A 15,333-nucleotide genomic window follows, 5' to 3' on the forward strand; every position below is an offset into this window, starting at 1 on the left:
GCTGAGAACACTGACAAGCCCCGGGTCACCCGACCCGGGGTCGTTGACCGATCTCAACTATTAACCCACCGGCCGATAGAGCGTCAGTATGACCGAGATACATCCCGACCAACGCGTTGCCGTACTGGCAGACTCACAGAATCTCTATCACACCGCGCAGAGTTTGTATTCGCGGAACATCGACTACTCTTCGCTGTTGGAAAAGGCAGTCGCAGATCGATCGCTCGTGCGGGCGATCGCGTACGTTATTCGTGCAGATTCACCTGAAGAGGAGAAGTTCTTCGAGGCGCTCGTCGACATCGGCTTCGAGACAAAAATCAAGGCGATCAAGACATTCGGCGACGGCTCGAAGAAGGCCGACTGGGACGTCGGAATGAGTCTCGACGCGGTGACCCTCGCGAGCCACGTGGATACGGTTGTCCTGTGTACCGGTGACGGTGACTTCTCGCGGCTGTGTTCACATCTCAGACACGAAGGAGTCCGCGTCGAGGTGATGAGCTTTGGCTCCTCAACTGCCGAGGAACTGATCGACGCCACTGATGCCTTTATTGACCTCGCCGAGCGCGAAGATACCTTCTTGCTTTGAGGATGTCTGACAGCACCACCTCGGAGACAGAGCCGTTTCCGGTCGAAATACTGGCTGTGCCGTTCATTGTTGGAATGGCCGTCGGAATCGCTTTCGGCCGCGTCGCGTTTCAGAGCACGCTCGTCGGTTTCGCGATCGGGGTTGCCCTGTTCGGGCTGCTCGCGATCGTCCGTGTTCGGCTACTGCCGGTTCGATCGCAGTAGGGGTCGAACGGCGATCGTCGCGGACTCGTGACGCAACCGATTTGTACGGCTACGCGGTATCGCGTGCATGAGCAACCTCGCCGATGAGACCGCCCTTGATCCGCTCCGAACGATCGCGGACTACCAGTTCGGCTCGGGCGCGGGCCCGGCGCTGTTTCCGGCCGACGAACCGATCGAGATCCGTCGATCGAGCGGCGGCCGCCCGCGACAGGTGCTCGTTTCCGGTACCCGCGTGGTCTCCTATGGGACCGACGGCCGATTCAGACTGGGCTACGAGGGCGGCAAACGACTCCAGGCAGCGCTGGACCCGCCGGCCTACCGGGTTGTCGTCGGCGACGAATCTGCTCCCTTCGTCCGAGACGGAAAGAACGTCTTTGCGAAGTTCGTCACCGAGGTCGATCCGGTAATCCGCCCCGGCGACGAGGTGCTGGTCGAACATCACACCGGCTCGCTGTTGGGCGTTGGCCGCGCGGAGCTATCGGCGGACGGGATCGAAGATTTCGAGTCGGGGATGGCCGTCAAGGTGCGGGACGGAACGCCCGAGTAAGTGGCTAGGAGGGCGCCTCTATCGAAAAAACTGGATTTATTCATAAGGATCAACAGACAGTCGTTGGATCTGATTCATGGGAGTGTCGTAGCCAACCAGAGATTTCGGTACCGCTTGAAATCCCATGTTATGATGTGTTCGTTCGATCTAGTTGCCCGAACAGCGAGGAAACTAAATATGTGTAGAATCTACACATAAACGGATGGCTGAAGAGAAAACCCGCATCGATTTCAACGCTCCGCGGTCCCTCGTCGAGCGCGCCGATAGTATCGTTGAAATCCTCAATATCTCTCGCACTCGCCTCTTAATCGATGCTCTAGAAGACGAACTCGAAGAACTCGCAAACGACAAAGAATTCCGTCGACGACTGAGCGAGGCCTACTACGATGGCCGGATCGAGTATGACACCGTCGAAGCAATCCTCGGTCGTGAAGAGGCGATGCGGTTGAAACTCCTCCGGGAATCAATTACCCGGACACCTCCCATACCCAAACTCGAGAGCGACCTCCCGAGTGATGAGACGTTCTATGACGGCGAAATTGTCGAATGGACAGAGTCGAGTTCGGCTGAATCATCGGATGACAAATCACGTGGATACTGATGGCAGAACAGCCCGTCGCTGTCGTCGACACGAATGTACTATTAAATCTCGCGACACCAGTCGTTGACGGGCGGACACGGGCACCTTCTGGTGCAGATCCACTCAAAACACTCCTCACCGCCTACGATGTTCATACACCCGCAAGTGTCCTTGGCGAGGTCACCGAAGCGACAGGGGACAATGACCTCCTCGCTGCAGCTGCCGATCTCGTGCTCCAAGCAGCCAATCATGTGACGACACACGACGTTGACGATCGGACCAACGGACCACTCGATTATGGGCTCGATCGCGGAGAATCCGATTGTATCTGGCTGGCTAACGAATTGGAGACAGACCTGTTCATCACCGATGAGTTCAATACGACCAACTACTTGTTCGTCGCCCTCGGGCTCAATGATCGGAATATTCTCTTTACGACACCGCACATCCTCTGCACACTCGGAAGCCACGAGATACTCCCCGCAGAATACGTCGATGCGGCACTCACCTACTACGTCGAAACAAAAAACTGGGATGCACAATATGTGACCCAATTGCGGCAACTGTATCTCCGCGATTGATTTCCTCTCCGCGCTGAAGCGCGAGGATTCCTCTGTGGGGGAAGCGACAGTCCCGTGGACACTGCTCGATCACCGAACCGAAACGATCTCGACGTCAAGGACGAGCGTTCGCCCTGCGAGTTCGTGGTTGAAATCCACCTCGACGACGTCGTCGCGGATCGCCGTCACGTCTCCGTGCATCCCGTTTTCGGCGTGGACGTGCAGCCCGATTTCCGGCGGTTCCCCGACCATCCCCTCGAAGGTTTCGCGATCGTACTCACGGATTTTCTCGGGGTCGAACTCGCCGTAGGCCTCCTCGGGTTCGATTTCGATCGTTGCTTCCTCGCCGGCAGCGAGCCCAATGATTGCCTCCTCGAGTCCCTCGATCACCGCCCCCTCGCCGACGACGAACGACAGCGGAGTGTAATCGTCTGGATCGCGTCCCTGTGCCTCTGCGAGCCCTGAATCGGCCGCGACCTCCCACTGGGAGGTCCCGAAGACGGTGCCGTCGGGGAAGCGGCCGGTATACTCGACGACCACGTGGTCGCCCGGTTCGATGCTCATAGAGGCCGTTCTGTGCGACCAGGGTAAGGTTCGTCGATCGTGGCGACTTGCGGAGAGTTACACACTCTGGCAGGGAGACGGGGATCAGTCCAGTTCCACGCCGCTTTTGCTAATCGTCACCCGGTTTGTAGGCCCCGGGGCGTTTTTCAATAGTATAAATCCATACCGTTTGGTCAGTCTGAGTTGCCTTACAACCGAGCCGAAACGCACCGATTCGGAGTTTTGAGTGGGGCACACCAGTAAGCGGCTCCAGGTAGTCGATCGGATCGCGCCACTGGTCGGTAACGATCTCATCGAGCTTTGAGACAATACGCTCCTGTTCGTGCGACTGGAGCTTCTCGTACGCCCGTTTTGCAGGCTCAGTGAACTTTTAATCCCACTCGTCGTCACTCGCTGGCATTCGTATCTTGATTCAGACCTGCTCGAATCTCGTCGCTGCTGTAGGTTCGCCCCTCGCCGGTCGCCAGTTGGTGTTCGCTAGCGGCGATGTCCTTCCACCCCTTACCAGTAGTTGGCAATATGATCCAGATTTATATACGAATCCGACTGAATAGCGACTGGAACGGCATTATACGCGTTCCGAATTGAATAAAGACAATCAAATTGCCAACAACTGTTACGCGAGAACGAGGGATGCTTGATAGCATCCCGGAGCGCCTATCGAATAAACTCGCTTCGGGACGGGAAGTTTTCGGCCCGCCACGTCGCATCAAGATCGTCGAGAAACGCCTGTGGAATCTTGAGCGTGATCGTCGTCATGTTGGGGTCGTCGTTGGCCCCCGCGTCAGCATCGGATATACCTGCGTATTACGTGCGTATTATGGTAAGCGTTGTCGATGGGTGAGGATGAATCAGAGAATACCCGCGACCCCGATCGCTTCCAGAAGTGGCACACCGGCAACAATCGAGCCGAGGAGGTACCCGCCGATCGCCCCGCCGTTCAGAAGCGGCAACCCGGCGTGTGCTCGGCCTTTCAGGACCATCCACATGAGCACGAGCAATCCGAGAAGGGTGCCGATCGCCGCAGCTAGTGCCGGCGTGTTGAGCTCGATAAGCGGGAGGTTGTAGTTCGGTGCCGAAGAAAAGAACGCGGCACTGGCAACGAGGACCGCAGGGATCACCGCATCGCCGAGGCCGATAAACAGGGCGTCACGATCGCCGATCGGGTTCGGGTTCGCGTTCGCGTTCGCGTCCGCGTCGGCTTCCTGAACTGCCGTGTCATTGCTTTCCGTGTTGTCAGCGGCTGTTGTAGCCTCGTTTCCGTCCTGATCGTTCTCACTAATGGGCGATCGATCCTCGTCGAACATTGAGTACGACAGCGAGAGGGGAACGACGAGGATGACTGGGATTCGAAGGTCCATGACACCGTCGGCGAGATCGAGCATGTGTTCGGTGCCGTAGACACTGATCGCGTCGTACACCGCAAGGACCGACAGGAGGATCAACGCCGGGAGGAGCCCGAATGAGATCCCGAACAGTCCCGCCGCGCCTGCGCCCATCAACACGCCAGCGGTGTCGATGACGTACCACTCTGGGTAGACAAACAGCGCGATCGCGACGATCGCTCCCAGCCCAATACTGACCAGGGGCGAAAACAGCGCTGAAAAGACGTAGAATGCGAGCATCCCGCTGACAAAAATGATGAGCCCACGGATGATCCAATCGAGGTCGTATTTGAACGCCGCGAGCATGAGCACAGTCGCGATGAGAATCGCCCCAATGTAGACGACGCTGTTTGTCGGATCGTCGGGGTTCTCGACGGCCTGGTATCCCTGCTCGAAGAACGTCTGGACGAGCGCGAGCGACCCAGCCTGCACGAGGACGAAAAGCAACACCGCAAAGGCGACGCCGCGGTACGCACGGGAGGTCATTGGTCGGTATTATGGGAGGGGCCGTTTGCCGGTTGTGGTTTGCTGCGGAACGATCGGCCGGTCAGTCACCGCGGCTGGCGCGTCTCACTGGCGATCGGCTGGGCGATCAGCGCGCGTAGAGCTTCTGGCCGACAATCTCCGCGAGCGTCCGCGAGCCGGTGAGCGTGATCCCAATGTAGGGCCGATCGACCGGTCCAAACACGTCGACGACCCGGCCGACCGTCGTCATGGATTCGTCGATAACCATCGTCCCGATGTCGGGATAGGCGGCGTCTTCACAGCGGACGATCGCTAGTCCGCCGGCGGTTCGAGAAACCGTCCCGACGCGCGTGAGGCTCACGTGATCACCCACAAGAGAATGCCTCGGGTCATCAGTCTCTGAGGATCCCTAGATAGGCGGCAACCGCATGCACAAGGTCGTTTTTGGAGGAGTCGTCCGATCGATTCACGAGCACTCGCCCGCGAGCCTCGTACTCTCTTGAGTACGTCGCGTCGCGTTCGATTGTGGCATCGTAGCCGATCTGCTGGACAGCCTTCGCCAGTTCGTCGACGGTCGGCTCCTCGACTGCGAGGTCTTCGGGAACCCGTCGGCCGTCCGAGCGGCTCAACTCGGCGTCGAAGTACGCAGGGTAGATGACGTTTTCGACCATGCAAGAGGTGGCGCGGCCGATCGTAATACCGTTTCGGAGCGCGGCGGCGATTACGGTGGCCGCGGTATTCGACGAGTCTGCGACGGCTTATCGATCCCGGCGCGCGAGCAGGGCGCTCAACGCGATCGCGAGTGCTGCGGCGGCGATTCCGAATCCGGGAACGCCGTCGTCGGCGGTGGAGTCACTCTCTTCGGCATCGTCTTCCCCATCATCTGTGGCCGTATCTTCATCGTCGGTAGAGAGCCGATCGCGCGCTTCCTCGCGACTCACAAAGTCGCCCTCGTCGTAGGCGTCAGGATGGAGCTGCATCGTGATGTTTTGCGTCGCGTATACCACGCTGCGTGGTGCAGGCTGGTTGAGATAGTTCACGTCAACGCTGGCCGTGGCATTCTCTTGTCCAGCTGTCGTCGAGGCGTAGGGCTCTTCATCGACGATGTATCCGGTGTTTTCAGTTATCAGAAGGACTTCAGGATCGAGTTCGAGGATGCGCTCGTCGTTCATCTGCTGGTAGCCGTTGAACTCTTCAGCGCCGAGGTTCTCCGCGCCAGAGGTGACGACAATTTCGTGGATGAACGTCTCCCCACCGACGACGTATCCGCCGCCGAGTGGGTACATGAGTCCAGGACGATCGACGTCTGCAGTTGCATTCTCGACCGACTCGACGTTCGCGTCCATCCAGGCGATTGCCTCAGCGGCTCCCTCGCAGTTGCCCGTTAGCTGCCCGGTGACTTCTGTTGCCGTCGCGACGTCTTCAAAGTCAGTATCCTCTGGGAAGTGATAGACCGTGATTCCGGTGTCGCGCAGCGCGGCGATCGTCTCCTCGTCGGTCGAGTTCGGCGCGAGTACGAGATCCGGCTCTGTCGCGACGACTCGTTCAACGCTCACACCGATGTCCGTCGAGGAGACGTTCGCCACGTCATCGTTCGGCATCCCCTCCAGGTAGTGGGCGAACTGGGAGGTGCCAACAACCTGCTCTCTGCCGCCGATCTCCCACATGATCTGGGCGGCGCTCGGGTTCGTCGTCGTCACCCGTTCGGGGCGCTCTTCAATTGTCACTGTTTCGCCGGTTGCGTCTGTCACCTCGATCGGAAACTCACAGGATGCGTCGACCTGTGGATTGGCGTCTGAACGATCCGATACGCTCGCAGGCCCGATCGCTGCGGCGGGCGCGGCGGCGAGCATCGAAATCACAAGCAACGCCGCGAGGGCAATCGAACCGATCAGCTGTCTGTCTCGCATTATCCAGATCCAGACGCTAACCCAATAAGTATTTATCTAATGCAAGTGCGTTTGCAAACAATGGGCGTTCGACAGCGAGCAGCAACGTACTCCGCAGCGTTAGCAGTGCTACTCGCGGTCGTTATGACAGTCAGCGCGGGAATGGGGCCGGTATACATCGAGCCGATCGCGGTGACGAAGGTCATCCTGAACGCGGTTGCAGTCCCGGTGGGAATGACTCTCTCGTCGACGCCGATCAGCGCCGGTCCGCTGCAGGCACCGGCGATCGAACTCGTCTGGCACGCGCCGTTTTCGTTCGGGACCGAACGCGTTCACGAGCAGATCGTCCTTGGCGTCCGATTACCGCGGATTATCCTCGGGGCGACAGTCGGGTTCGCGCTCGCGACCGCGGGGACGGTCATGCAGGGGTTTTTCAAGAACCCGATGGCCGATCCGTCGATTATCGGCGTTTCTTCGGGAGCGGCCGTCGGCGCGGTCGCGTTCATCGTCGTTCCGTCTGCGATTCCCTTCGGTATTGGGTTACGCGGCGCCGCGTTTGTGGGTGCGGTCGTCACCGCGTTTCTCGTGTACCTGATCGCCACCCAGAGCGGGCGAACGCCGGTCGCGACACTCTTGCTCGCAGGGATCGCCGTGCAGGCGTTTCTCAGCGCAGTGATCTCGTTTTTGCAGTTGTACAGCGGCGAGAGTCTCCGACAGGTCGTCCACTGGCTGATGGGCCACCTCGGCAACGCCCGCTGGGGAGACGTGGGTGTGACCGTCGTGTTAGTGCCCGCGTTGTTCGTGATCATCCTCGCGTACGGGCGCGATCTGAACGTGTTGTTGCTGGGCGAAGCGGACGCGAAGAGTCTCGGGGTGGAGGTCGAACGGACGAAGAAGATCCTGCTCGTGTTGTCGAGTGTTATCACTGCCGCCGGGGTGGCTGTCTCGGGCGTGATCGGCTTCGTCGGCCTGATTGTTCCCCATATGGTCCGGCTGATTGTCGGCCCTGACCACCGGGTGTTGTTGCCCACCGCGGCGCTCGCCGGTGCGTCGTTTCTTGTGCTCACCGACACGATCGCCCGGACTGCCCTCGGTGGGTCTGACATCCCCGTCGGCGTCGTGACCGCGGCGCTCGGGGCCCCGTTTTTTTTGTACCTGCTTCGATCCCGGGAGGTGCATTCGCTGTGAGTAACGTGCACGCTGTAGGGTCCACGAGTGAGGACACAGCCACAACCGAGGACACAGCCACAACCGAGGACACAGCCACAACCGAGGACACAACGGAGCCGATCGTGTCGGTCGAGAATCTCAGGGTTTCACTCGGCGGAACAGACGTGCTTCATGACGTCTCGATCGACGTACCCGAGGGGCGGTTGGTCGGACTGATCGGCCCGAACGGCGCAGGCAAGACGACGCTGCTTCGGGCGATCAACGGAACCGTGTCGATCGATTCGGGGCGTGTAACCGTCGCGGGCGTTGACGCGGCGACCTGTTCGTCGCGTCGACTCGCACGGCTTGTCGCAACCGTCCCACAGACGACGACGCTGTCGTTCGGGTTTTCAGTCCGTGAGACGATCGAAATGGGCAGACACCCACACATTTCGCGGTTCGGCGCGATGGACGACACCGACGTGGCGGCCGTCGAATCGGCGATGGCGGCGACGGCGGTCGAAGCACTGGCCGATCGGTCGATCACCGACGTCAGCGGCGGCGAGCGCCAGCGGGTGTTGCTCGCACGGGCGGTAGCTCAGGAGACGCCGGTGTTGGTCCTCGACGAGCCGACCGCGAACCTCGATATCAATCACGCCGCACGCACGCTGGAGTTGGTCCGAGACGCCGTAACGAGCGAAGCGCTCTCGGGTCGGGCGGCGATCGCTGCAATCCACGACCTCGATTTGGCCGCGCGCTACTGCGACGAGTTGGTGTTGCTTGCTGATGGCGAAATCAAAGCATACGGCTCTCCGGAGGCCGTGCTGTCGGCGGAATCGATCGGCTCGGCGTTCGCCACGGAGGTGGCGATCGGAACCGATCCAGTCACCGCAACCGAGCGGGTCGTGCCGCGGGCGACAGTCCCAGCAGGTGCCGCAGATACCGATTGTTACGTCCACGTCCTCGGTTCTGGGATGCTTGCCCGCGAGACGATCGCTCGGCTCGCTGAGACGGGGTGTTCAGGGAGCGTTGGACCGATTCCGACAGGCGATATCGCCGCCGAGACAGCGCGGCTCAACGGGTTCTCGATCGTCGACGCACCCGCGTTCAGGTCGCTTTCGATGACTGTGAAAGATCGGGTTCGAGCGCGCTGTCAGGAGTCCGATGCGGTGGTGGTAACTGAGGCGATCGACTCCTGGCAACGACGCCTGCTCGCTGGGCTCGACTGTGAGACGATCGCGGTAAGCGGTGGACCAACACAATCCACCGAGGGTTCTCCTGCGGGCAATGCAGACAGCGTCGATCACCGGTGTTCGGTCGAAGAGTTGGTCGGCGAACTGTTCGATCGCGACGAGACATGAGAGACGGCGCGATTCGCTAGCGTCAGACTCGCCAGCGATCGTGGAGTCGATCGCCGACGATCGTGCCGATCAACACGGAGATGACGACGAACGAGCCAACAGAGATGAGCACAAACGTGAGCCACTGAGAGATGGGGTCGGTTGGGGGCCACAGGAATCGCCTCGACGCAGCGACCGCATCACGGAAGACAACGAGTTGGAGGAGGGCGACGACCGCGCTCACCACCGCGCGGGTTTTGAGCCGCTCGATCGACGGACCGGGATTTGGCTGCGGAAACCGATCGTCGTCAGGGAGCTCGTCCATGCGAGCGGTAGCAGGTGCGATCGAAAAGGGTCGTCGGTCACAGTGCGATTCAGAATAAAACGGTTCGCTTACCCGCGTACACTGCGATCGGTTTCGTATGAACGACGAGGCGGCTGTTCCGTGCGTTCGCGTCCCACGAACCGACGGCGAAAAGACGCGACAGGCGCTCGCAACCGCAGACCTGCTCGACACGGAGCACGAGATCACCGTCGACGGTGAGACGCTCTACATCCCGGTCGTCGACCCTGAATCAGTTTCCGACGACTATGACATCGTCCACCGTTCAGCCGAGCAGCGCAGCTCTCCGAAGTCACCGGCTGAGCTGCTCGGGTACGAGCCCTCGATCGAACGCCTCGGGGATCTGGTGATCCTCGACGAGGACGACCCCGATCGAGCCAGAGAGATCGCCGACGCGGTCGTCGACTCACACGTTCCCGCGCGGGCGGTGTTGAACCGAGCCTCGCCGATTCAAGGCGAGCTTCGGGTCCGCGAGTGGGACGTGTGCTACGTCGACCCGGATGTCCTGGGCGATCGATCGCCAACAGAAACGATTCATCGCGAATACGGCCACGAGTTCGAACTCGACGTCGCGTCGGTGTACTTCTCACCACGGTTGGCAACCGAGCGCCACCGCGTGATCGAGCAGATCGAACCGGGTGAACAGGTGTTCGACATGTTCGCTGGTGTTGGTCCGTTTGCGATCCCGGCCGCGAGTCAGGGCGCGACGGTGATCGCGGTCGATCTCAACGAGACCGCGGTCGAGTACCTGCGCCGAAACGCCGACAGAAACGACGTGGCCGATCGCATCCAGGCGATCCACGGCGACGTCCGCGAGGTCGCCGCCGAGTACGAGAACTGGGCCGACCGGATTGTAATGAACCTCCCACATAGCGCCGAGGAGTTCGTTGAGACGGCGATCGGACTGGCCGGCGAAACGTGCGTGATCCACTATTACGACATCCAGCCGGACGACGATCCGTTCGACGCGGGGATTGAGGCGATCCGATCGGCTGCTGGGGATGAGTACGAGATTTCGGTGCTTGAGGAGCGGGCCGTGCGATCGTACGCGCCACACGAAGAGAATATTTGTCTGGATGTGCGACTCGATCGGCGGACGTGACGGTGGAGATCGATCGCAGCGTATGTTTCGCAACTCTTATTTAATCGATTGGGGTACTATGGAGTAGACACCGATCGATCGGTGGCGTGCCGGAGTAGCTCAGCTGGCAGAGCGAATCCTTCGTAAGGATTAGGCCGAGGGTTCAAATCCCTCCTCCGGCTCTTTTGTCGAACAAAGTGAGGCGAAGAGCTAGCAGTTTGATCTGGATCGGAGAACATAACAAAGCAAAGTGACTCAGTTCAAATCACCGCCGAGTTTTATCATCGAACGCACGCCGCTCATCGATCCCGACCATGGACGCGATAAAAATACCCGGCCAAAGTGAACACAGGAGAGATGTAGAGCAATGTCAACAGATACCAAGACAGCACGTGCGGAGTGGGGTACCCGATTTGGGTTCCTCATGGCAATGATCGGCGCTATGGTCGGCGCTGGAAATGTCTGGCGGTTCCCCTTCGTAATGGGACAAAATGGCGGCGGTGCGTTCATCGTCGCGTTTGTGACACTGCTTTTTTTCATAGCCGTACCAGGACTGATAGCCGAGACGGCGTTCGGTCGGTACACAAAAAAGGGAGTCATCGGATCGTTCAGGGAGGTGCTTGGCCCCGGTGGCGCGGTCGGTCTCGGCGTAGTGGTGGTGATGGTTAACATTGCGTTGATGTCGTATTACTCGCCGCTGATTGGATGGACGATGTACTACGCTGGGCACTCGCTGTTGTTTAGCTTCACGTCAGCGGGCTTCGAGGCCGAAGCGTTCATGAACGCCTTCTTTGCGAACTCCGCGCTCATGATCGGCTTACACACCGTCGTGATGGCGACAGTCGCTGCAGTCCTGTTATTGGGTATCAAACGCGGGGTTGAGCGTATCGTCGTCGTTGCCGTGCCCGCGATGGTCATCTCGCTTTTTATTATGGTGATCCGTGGGATTACCTTGCCAGGAGCAACCGAAGGGTTAGCCTTCGCGTTCAGCATCGACTGGGTGTACCTCACATACAGCAGTACGTGGATCGAAGCACTCGGCCAAGCACTGTTTTCCACCGGTCTCGGGTGGGGGATCGCGCTCACAGTTGGAAGCTACCTGCGTGAGTACGACGACGTCCCGCTTGGCGGCGGTGTGTTCACTGCGATCGGCGAATCCAGCATCGGGATCCTCGCTGCGTTGGCGATTTTTCCGATCATCTTCGCCGTTGGTGTCGAACCCGACGCCGGAGCGGGTCTCGCGTTTGTTTCGCTCGTGCAGGTCTTCCCCGAGATACCGCTGGGTGGTGTAATCGGGATCATGTTCTTCGGGGGGTTTTTCCTCGCAACGTTCACCTCCGGGCTTGTGATCACCGAGGTAACTGTGACGACAATCAGTGAGGAGACCCGGCTCAGTCGCCGCGGGACCGTCCTTACCGTCTGTACCGGGATCTGGGCGCTGGGACTGCCGAGCGCGTACTCGGTCGACTTCCTCGACTTCGTGGACGTAACATTCGCGAACTGGGGACTCCCGCTGGCGACGCTTTGTATCCTGTTTGCGATCGGCTGGGTCATGGGTCCAGAACGACTTCGGCATCTGGCAGTGAACCGCAACGCAGGGATCCACATTGGATCGTGGTGGGATCCGGTCGTCAAATACCTGACCCCGACGCTTCTCGTGTTCATCATGGGGTATTTCGCCTACGATCAGTTTGGCTCGGACGTCATGATCGCCGGGATGGTCGTGCTTGTGGCGTTCCCGGTGGCCGGATATGCGATTATGTCCGTGGCCGACGGAGGAAGACAGACGTCGACAGCGGTTGACGCCCCAGGAGGTGACGACTGATGACGACGTTGTCGCTCGAAGCGCTGACGATGCTCGGCTTCACGCTGGTTGCATTCTACGGGGTCGCCGGATGGGCGCTCATTCGCACCCTTCGACAGGAGGGCCAAAAAGTAGAACTGATAGAAGGCCAGGGCCGTGTTGACACGTACTCACCGAAAGGGCTGGCAGCGCTGGGCAAATGGATAGACGCTCACCCTGATGATCCATACGCTGAAGAGGCCCGTGAACAGTACAACGAGTGCGTCGAGGCGCTCCAGACGATCGATCAGCCGTTCTACGACTGGTCGGACACCGAAATAAAATCGCTCGATCGGAAATAGAGCATGCAAACTGAGATTCTTGTCGAGACGATAGACACCCATACTGCGGGTGAGCCGACCCGAATCGTCGTCGGCGGTATCGATCAGACGTCGCTGCGGGGCGAGTGCGTCGCCGACAAACGCGACCGGTTCAAAACGCACCACGAGGACCTCCGGGAGTTGTTGATGTGTGAACCCCGCGGACACGACGGCATGTTCGGCGCGGTGGTTGTTCAGCCGACCATACCGGCGGCAGACGTCGGGATGTTCTTTATGGATGCTGGCGGGTACCTGGACATGTGTGGTCACGGCACGATCGGTGCGATCACGGCACTCATCGAAACCGGCCAACTGCACGCGGCCGGTCAGATTGTTGTCGAGACACCCGCTGGGCTGGTCCGGACGCGGCCAACGGTTTCCGGCAGTCGAGTCAAGCGAGTCGCCGTTGAGAACGTCGACTCGTTCGTCCTCGAGAAAAAAACAGTCTCAGTCTCCGAGATTTGCGACGTTCCAGTAGATATCGTCGTCGCCGGCAACGTCTTCGCACTGGTCAATGCCGCTTCAATCGGGGTAGCGCTTGACCGTGAGGCCACCACTGAACTCATCGACCTCGGAGTCGCGATCCGCGAGGCGATCAACAATGCTGGAGTAATAGTTAACCCATTAACACAAGATCCCCGGGAGGTATCAATTGTCGAATTGTACGAGACGGACGATGGTGTCGATCGAAACGCAGTCATCTTTGGAGATGGACAACTCGATCGCTCTCCCTGTGGGACGGGAACCTGCGCGAAAATGACGTTATTGTATGAACATGGAGCGCTTGATGTCGACGAACCCTACCACTATGAGAGTCTGCTTGGCACTAGGTTCGTTGGCCGACTCCGTGACGTAACGGAGCGAAACGGCGTCGTCGTGACTGTGCCGGAAGTGAGCGGAACCGCCTTCATCACGGGGAAGCACACGTTCTTCCGGAACGAAGATGATACACTTGGCGGCTTTTCATTATCGGCGTGATCGAGACGACGAAACATTCTCAACGCTGCCTTCGACGGCCCGTATGGCCGTAGAGAGACGGGTATATGTGAAAACCCGACCATAGGAGTACAGAATATTTAAAATGTTGCTCAATAGTATCATGTGATATGAGAGCAACGACCACACAAACGGTCGAAAGCGCTCGGCTGACGCTCAAAATCTGGCATCCGAACTGCTGGACGCTCAAGGTGACCGATGAGACCGATGCGAGCCTTCTTGCACACACTGTGTACAACGCCACTGACGGACGAGTGAAAGGTCATTTCACCGCGTATGGGACAACCTTAGCAGACGTCGAAGCGCTGATCAACGCCACGCAAAATTCCTCGCTCACTGACTCGGTCGTAGTTATGCAGCGTCGTCACGGCTTCGACGGATCGACGATCGGGCGGAACAAGGCGTGTCGTGAGCTGTTCGTTGAGTACAGTCCGACCAACACGATAAGCGACGCACTGGCTTCAGAGGGGTTCATTCAAGAGTCACCGGTCCGGGTTCGAAACGGGATGGAATACTGGTCGGTGTTCGTCCGCGACGGCGACCGCGACCGGCTTCGCGATCGGTTGGATCGACTGCGTGAAGCTGAAGACGCCAATATTACCGTTCGACGGATCACAACCGGCGAGTGCTTTACGACTGATAGTACCGACCGACTGCCGCTTTTAACCGAAAGACAACGTGAGGTGTTCGAGTTAGCCTGCGAGTACGGCTACTACTCGTGGCCCCGGAACGTGACCACACGAGAGCTCGCCGAGCACGCGGGGATATCGAAAACGACGCTGCTTGGGCACCTCAGAAAGGCCGAATCGAAGCTTCTTGATCCCGCGATTGAAGCAGTCAGCTGACCAGCTCGTGAAAGGTAAAGCCCCGGATTTCCCCGCCGTATGGGCATAGAAACTTATAACTGAGTGCTGGGCAGTCGTCGAATCGAGCCTTTTTATTCACCCGCCCCCACAGAGACGGACGTGAAGGAGACGTACCGTCGTGAAGAGGACCGCACCGGCTTCGACGAGACCACGAACTACCTCACGGTTACCCTCGGAAAGCTCGTGCCGACAGCACTGGCCCGGCGGGCCGTCGCAATCGACATCGAGACCGATCGCCTGACCTACCGGCAGGGCGAGCCCGTCGAGATCACGGTGACGCTCCGCAATCGCCTTCTGGTCCCCGTCGAGGTGCCGACGCCGACACGTCGACGCTGGAGCTGGACAGTTGATGGCGTGCTCGAAGCGACGGAAGCGCCGCGGTACGTCCGGGAGAACGCGTTCTCGTTCGCATTCCGCGCACGCGAAGAAAAAACGGCACGAGTCGTCTGGAACGGCTGTATTCGTCGATCGGGCCCGGACGGCCTCGACCACGACGAACCAGTCAGCCGCGGTGAACACACGATCGGCGCGTTCGTCGCGATCGGCGATCCGGGCGATCGACCAGAAGCAGAGACAACCGTTCGTATCGAGTGATCCAGCGGGGAGAAACGGGTGA

The 15,333-nt window shown here is 59.5% G+C and carries 20 protein-coding genes and 1 tRNA gene; 14 read left to right on the forward strand and 7 right to left on the reverse strand.

Annotated features, from left to right (window positions below; genetic code table 11):
- The first annotated feature begins 88 nt into the window (after positions 1 to 88).
- The 5 genes from E5K03_RS04675 to E5K03_RS04695 all read left to right on the forward strand — a co-directional run bounded on the left by E5K03_RS04675 (position 89) and on the right by E5K03_RS04695 (position 2,497).
- Positions 89 to 586, forward strand: coding sequence for a LabA-like NYN domain-containing protein (locus E5K03_RS04675; protein WP_138005202.1), 498 nt, complete (start codon positions 89 to 91; stop codon positions 584 to 586).
- A 2-nt stretch (positions 587 to 588) separates the two neighbouring features.
- Entirely contained in the window at positions 589 to 789 is a 201-nt protein-coding gene (locus E5K03_RS04680) for a hypothetical protein (protein ID WP_138005203.1), read from the forward strand.
- A gap of 67 nt (positions 790 to 856) precedes the next feature.
- Entirely contained in the window at positions 857 to 1,336 is a 480-nt protein-coding gene (locus tag E5K03_RS04685) for a PUA domain-containing protein (protein ID WP_138005204.1), read from the forward strand.
- A gap of 202 nt (positions 1,337 to 1,538) precedes the next feature.
- On the forward strand, positions 1,539 to 1,937 hold the full coding sequence (locus E5K03_RS04690) for a hypothetical protein (protein ID WP_138005205.1): 399 nt from the start codon (positions 1,539 to 1,541) through the stop codon (positions 1,935 to 1,937).
- A complete protein-coding gene (locus E5K03_RS04695) occupies positions 1,937 to 2,497 on the forward strand; it encodes a hypothetical protein (protein ID WP_138005206.1) in 561 nt (186 codons plus the stop codon). The genes E5K03_RS04690 and E5K03_RS04695 overlap by 1 nt, the downstream gene beginning before the upstream one ends.
- Positions 2,498 to 2,566: 69 nt before the next feature.
- Here E5K03_RS04695 and E5K03_RS04700 read toward each other — a convergent pair whose 3' ends face one another.
- The 6 genes from E5K03_RS04700 to E5K03_RS04735 form a co-directional block, all read right to left on the reverse strand.
- A complete protein-coding gene (locus E5K03_RS04700) occupies positions 2,567 to 3,040 on the reverse strand; it encodes an FKBP-type peptidyl-prolyl cis-trans isomerase (RefSeq protein WP_138005207.1) in 474 nt (157 codons plus the stop codon).
- Between the two features lie 657 nt (positions 3,041 to 3,697).
- Positions 3,698 to 3,799 (reverse strand): ribbon-helix-helix domain-containing protein, encoded by a 102-nt coding sequence (locus tag E5K03_RS17470; protein ID WP_240729932.1) that lies wholly within the window; start codon positions 3,797 to 3,799, stop codon positions 3,698 to 3,700.
- A 92-nt stretch (positions 3,800 to 3,891) separates the two neighbouring features.
- Complete coding sequence (locus tag E5K03_RS04720) at positions 3,892 to 4,911, reverse strand: presenilin family intramembrane aspartyl protease PSH (RefSeq protein ID WP_138005208.1); 1,020 nt, start codon at positions 4,909 to 4,911, stop codon at positions 3,892 to 3,894.
- Between the two features lie 106 nt (positions 4,912 to 5,017).
- Positions 5,018 to 5,251, reverse strand: a complete 234-nt coding sequence (locus E5K03_RS04725; RefSeq protein ID WP_138005209.1) for an H/ACA ribonucleoprotein complex subunit GAR1 — start codon at positions 5,249 to 5,251, stop codon at positions 5,018 to 5,020.
- A gap of 31 nt (positions 5,252 to 5,282) precedes the next feature.
- Complete coding sequence (gene srp19, locus E5K03_RS04730) at positions 5,283 to 5,561, reverse strand: signal recognition particle subunit SRP19 (protein ID WP_138005210.1); 279 nt, start codon at positions 5,559 to 5,561, stop codon at positions 5,283 to 5,285.
- Positions 5,562 to 5,648: 87 nt separating this feature from the next.
- A complete protein-coding gene (locus E5K03_RS04735; RefSeq protein ID WP_138005211.1) occupies positions 5,649 to 6,800 on the reverse strand; it encodes a PGF-CTERM-anchored ABC transporter substrate-binding protein in 1,152 nt (383 codons plus the stop codon).
- Between the two features lie 60 nt (positions 6,801 to 6,860).
- On the opposite strand from E5K03_RS04735, the gene btuC reads away from it, so the two are divergent.
- Both btuC and E5K03_RS04745 read left to right on the forward strand, forming a co-directional pair.
- A complete protein-coding gene (gene btuC / locus E5K03_RS04740) occupies positions 6,861 to 7,967 on the forward strand; it encodes a vitamin B12 ABC transporter permease BtuC (RefSeq protein ID WP_138005212.1) in 1,107 nt (368 codons plus the stop codon).
- Complete coding sequence (locus E5K03_RS04745; protein WP_240729933.1) at positions 7,964 to 9,289, forward strand: ATP-binding cassette domain-containing protein; 1,326 nt, start codon at positions 7,964 to 7,966, stop codon at positions 9,287 to 9,289. Before btuC ends, E5K03_RS04745 begins: the two co-directional genes overlap by 4 nt.
- Positions 9,290 to 9,311: 22 nt before the next feature.
- Here the strand turns inward: E5K03_RS04745 and E5K03_RS04750 are convergent, their stop codons facing one another.
- The gene (locus tag E5K03_RS04750) at positions 9,312 to 9,593 is read right to left on the reverse strand and encodes a hypothetical protein (RefSeq protein WP_138005213.1); all 282 of its coding nucleotides are present in this window, start codon (positions 9,591 to 9,593) and stop codon (positions 9,312 to 9,314) included.
- Between the two features lie 97 nt (positions 9,594 to 9,690).
- On the opposite strand from E5K03_RS04750, the gene E5K03_RS04755 reads away from it, so the two are divergent.
- From E5K03_RS04755 to E5K03_RS04785, 7 genes are all read left to right on the forward strand, one after another.
- Positions 9,691 to 10,713 (forward strand): class I SAM-dependent methyltransferase, encoded by a 1,023-nt coding sequence (locus E5K03_RS04755; RefSeq protein WP_138005214.1) that lies wholly within the window; start codon positions 9,691 to 9,693, stop codon positions 10,711 to 10,713.
- An 88-nt stretch (positions 10,714 to 10,801) separates the two neighbouring features.
- Positions 10,802 to 10,874: transfer RNA gene (locus tag E5K03_RS04760), tRNA-Thr, on the forward strand.
- A 185-nt stretch (positions 10,875 to 11,059) separates the two neighbouring features.
- Positions 11,060 to 12,517: a sodium-dependent transporter gene (locus E5K03_RS04765; RefSeq protein ID WP_138005215.1), complete on the forward strand. Its 1,458-nt coding sequence runs from the start codon at positions 11,060 to 11,062 to the stop codon at positions 12,515 to 12,517.
- Complete coding sequence (locus E5K03_RS04770; RefSeq protein WP_138005216.1) at positions 12,517 to 12,837, forward strand: hypothetical protein; 321 nt, start codon at positions 12,517 to 12,519, stop codon at positions 12,835 to 12,837. Before E5K03_RS04765 ends, E5K03_RS04770 begins: the two co-directional genes overlap by 1 nt.
- Before the next feature lie 3 nt (positions 12,838 to 12,840).
- Positions 12,841 to 13,833, forward strand: coding sequence for a proline racemase family protein (locus E5K03_RS04775; protein ID WP_138005217.1), 993 nt, complete (start codon positions 12,841 to 12,843; stop codon positions 13,831 to 13,833).
- Between the two features lie 128 nt (positions 13,834 to 13,961).
- On the forward strand, positions 13,962 to 14,696 hold the full coding sequence (locus E5K03_RS04780; RefSeq protein ID WP_138005218.1) for a helix-turn-helix domain-containing protein: 735 nt from the start codon (positions 13,962 to 13,964) through the stop codon (positions 14,694 to 14,696).
- Positions 14,697 to 14,816: 120 nt separating this feature from the next.
- Entirely contained in the window at positions 14,817 to 15,311 is a 495-nt protein-coding gene (locus E5K03_RS04785; RefSeq protein ID WP_138005219.1) for a hypothetical protein, read from the forward strand.
- Positions 15,312 to 15,333: the final 22 nt, after the last annotated feature.

This window comes from Halalkalirubrum salinum (assembly GCF_005543295.1).
In the GTDB taxonomy this organism is placed as follows: domain Archaea; phylum Halobacteriota; class Halobacteria; order Halobacteriales; family Haloferacaceae; genus Halalkalirubrum; species Halalkalirubrum salinum.

What these genes read in the sequence shown, in the direction of transcription:
- E5K03_RS17470 (WP_240729932.1), bottom strand. Translation starts at nt 3,799, where the DNA reads ATGACGACGATCACGCTCAAGATTCCACAGGCGTTTCTCGACGATCTT.
- E5K03_RS04770 (WP_138005216.1), top strand. Translation starts at nt 12,517, where the DNA reads ATGACGACGTTGTCGCTCGAAGCGCTGACGATGCTCGGCTTCACGCTG.
- srp19 (WP_138005210.1), bottom strand. Translation starts at nt 5,561, where the DNA reads ATGGTCGAAAACGTCATCTACCCTGCGTACTTCGACGCCGAGTTGAGC.
- E5K03_RS04675 (WP_138005202.1), top strand. Translation starts at nt 89, where the DNA reads ATGACCGAGATACATCCCGACCAACGCGTTGCCGTACTGGCAGACTCA.
- E5K03_RS04695 (WP_138005206.1), top strand. Translation starts at nt 1,937, where the DNA reads ATGGCAGAACAGCCCGTCGCTGTCGTCGACACGAATGTACTATTAAAT.
- E5K03_RS04680 (WP_138005203.1), top strand. Translation starts at nt 589, where the DNA reads ATGTCTGACAGCACCACCTCGGAGACAGAGCCGTTTCCGGTCGAAATA.
- E5K03_RS04765 (WP_138005215.1), top strand. Translation starts at nt 11,060, where the DNA reads ATGTCAACAGATACCAAGACAGCACGTGCGGAGTGGGGTACCCGATTT.
- E5K03_RS04780 (WP_138005218.1), top strand. Translation starts at nt 13,962, where the DNA reads ATGAGAGCAACGACCACACAAACGGTCGAAAGCGCTCGGCTGACGCTC.
- btuC (WP_138005212.1), top strand. Translation starts at nt 6,861, where the DNA reads ATGGGCGTTCGACAGCGAGCAGCAACGTACTCCGCAGCGTTAGCAGTG.
- E5K03_RS04685 (WP_138005204.1), top strand. Translation starts at nt 857, where the DNA reads ATGAGCAACCTCGCCGATGAGACCGCCCTTGATCCGCTCCGAACGATC.
- E5K03_RS04755 (WP_138005214.1), top strand. Translation starts at nt 9,691, where the DNA reads ATGAACGACGAGGCGGCTGTTCCGTGCGTTCGCGTCCCACGAACCGAC.
- E5K03_RS04690 (WP_138005205.1), top strand. Translation starts at nt 1,539, where the DNA reads ATGGCTGAAGAGAAAACCCGCATCGATTTCAACGCTCCGCGGTCCCTC.
- E5K03_RS04700 (WP_138005207.1), bottom strand. Translation starts at nt 3,040, where the DNA reads ATGAGCATCGAACCGGGCGACCACGTGGTCGTCGAGTATACCGGCCGC.
- E5K03_RS04775 (WP_138005217.1), top strand. Translation starts at nt 12,841, where the DNA reads ATGCAAACTGAGATTCTTGTCGAGACGATAGACACCCATACTGCGGGT.
- E5K03_RS04750 (WP_138005213.1), bottom strand. Translation starts at nt 9,593, where the DNA reads ATGGACGAGCTCCCTGACGACGATCGGTTTCCGCAGCCAAATCCCGGT.
- E5K03_RS04735 (WP_138005211.1), bottom strand. Translation starts at nt 6,800, where the DNA reads ATGCGAGACAGACAGCTGATCGGTTCGATTGCCCTCGCGGCGTTGCTT.
- E5K03_RS04720 (WP_138005208.1), bottom strand. Translation starts at nt 4,911, where the DNA reads ATGACCTCCCGTGCGTACCGCGGCGTCGCCTTTGCGGTGTTGCTTTTC.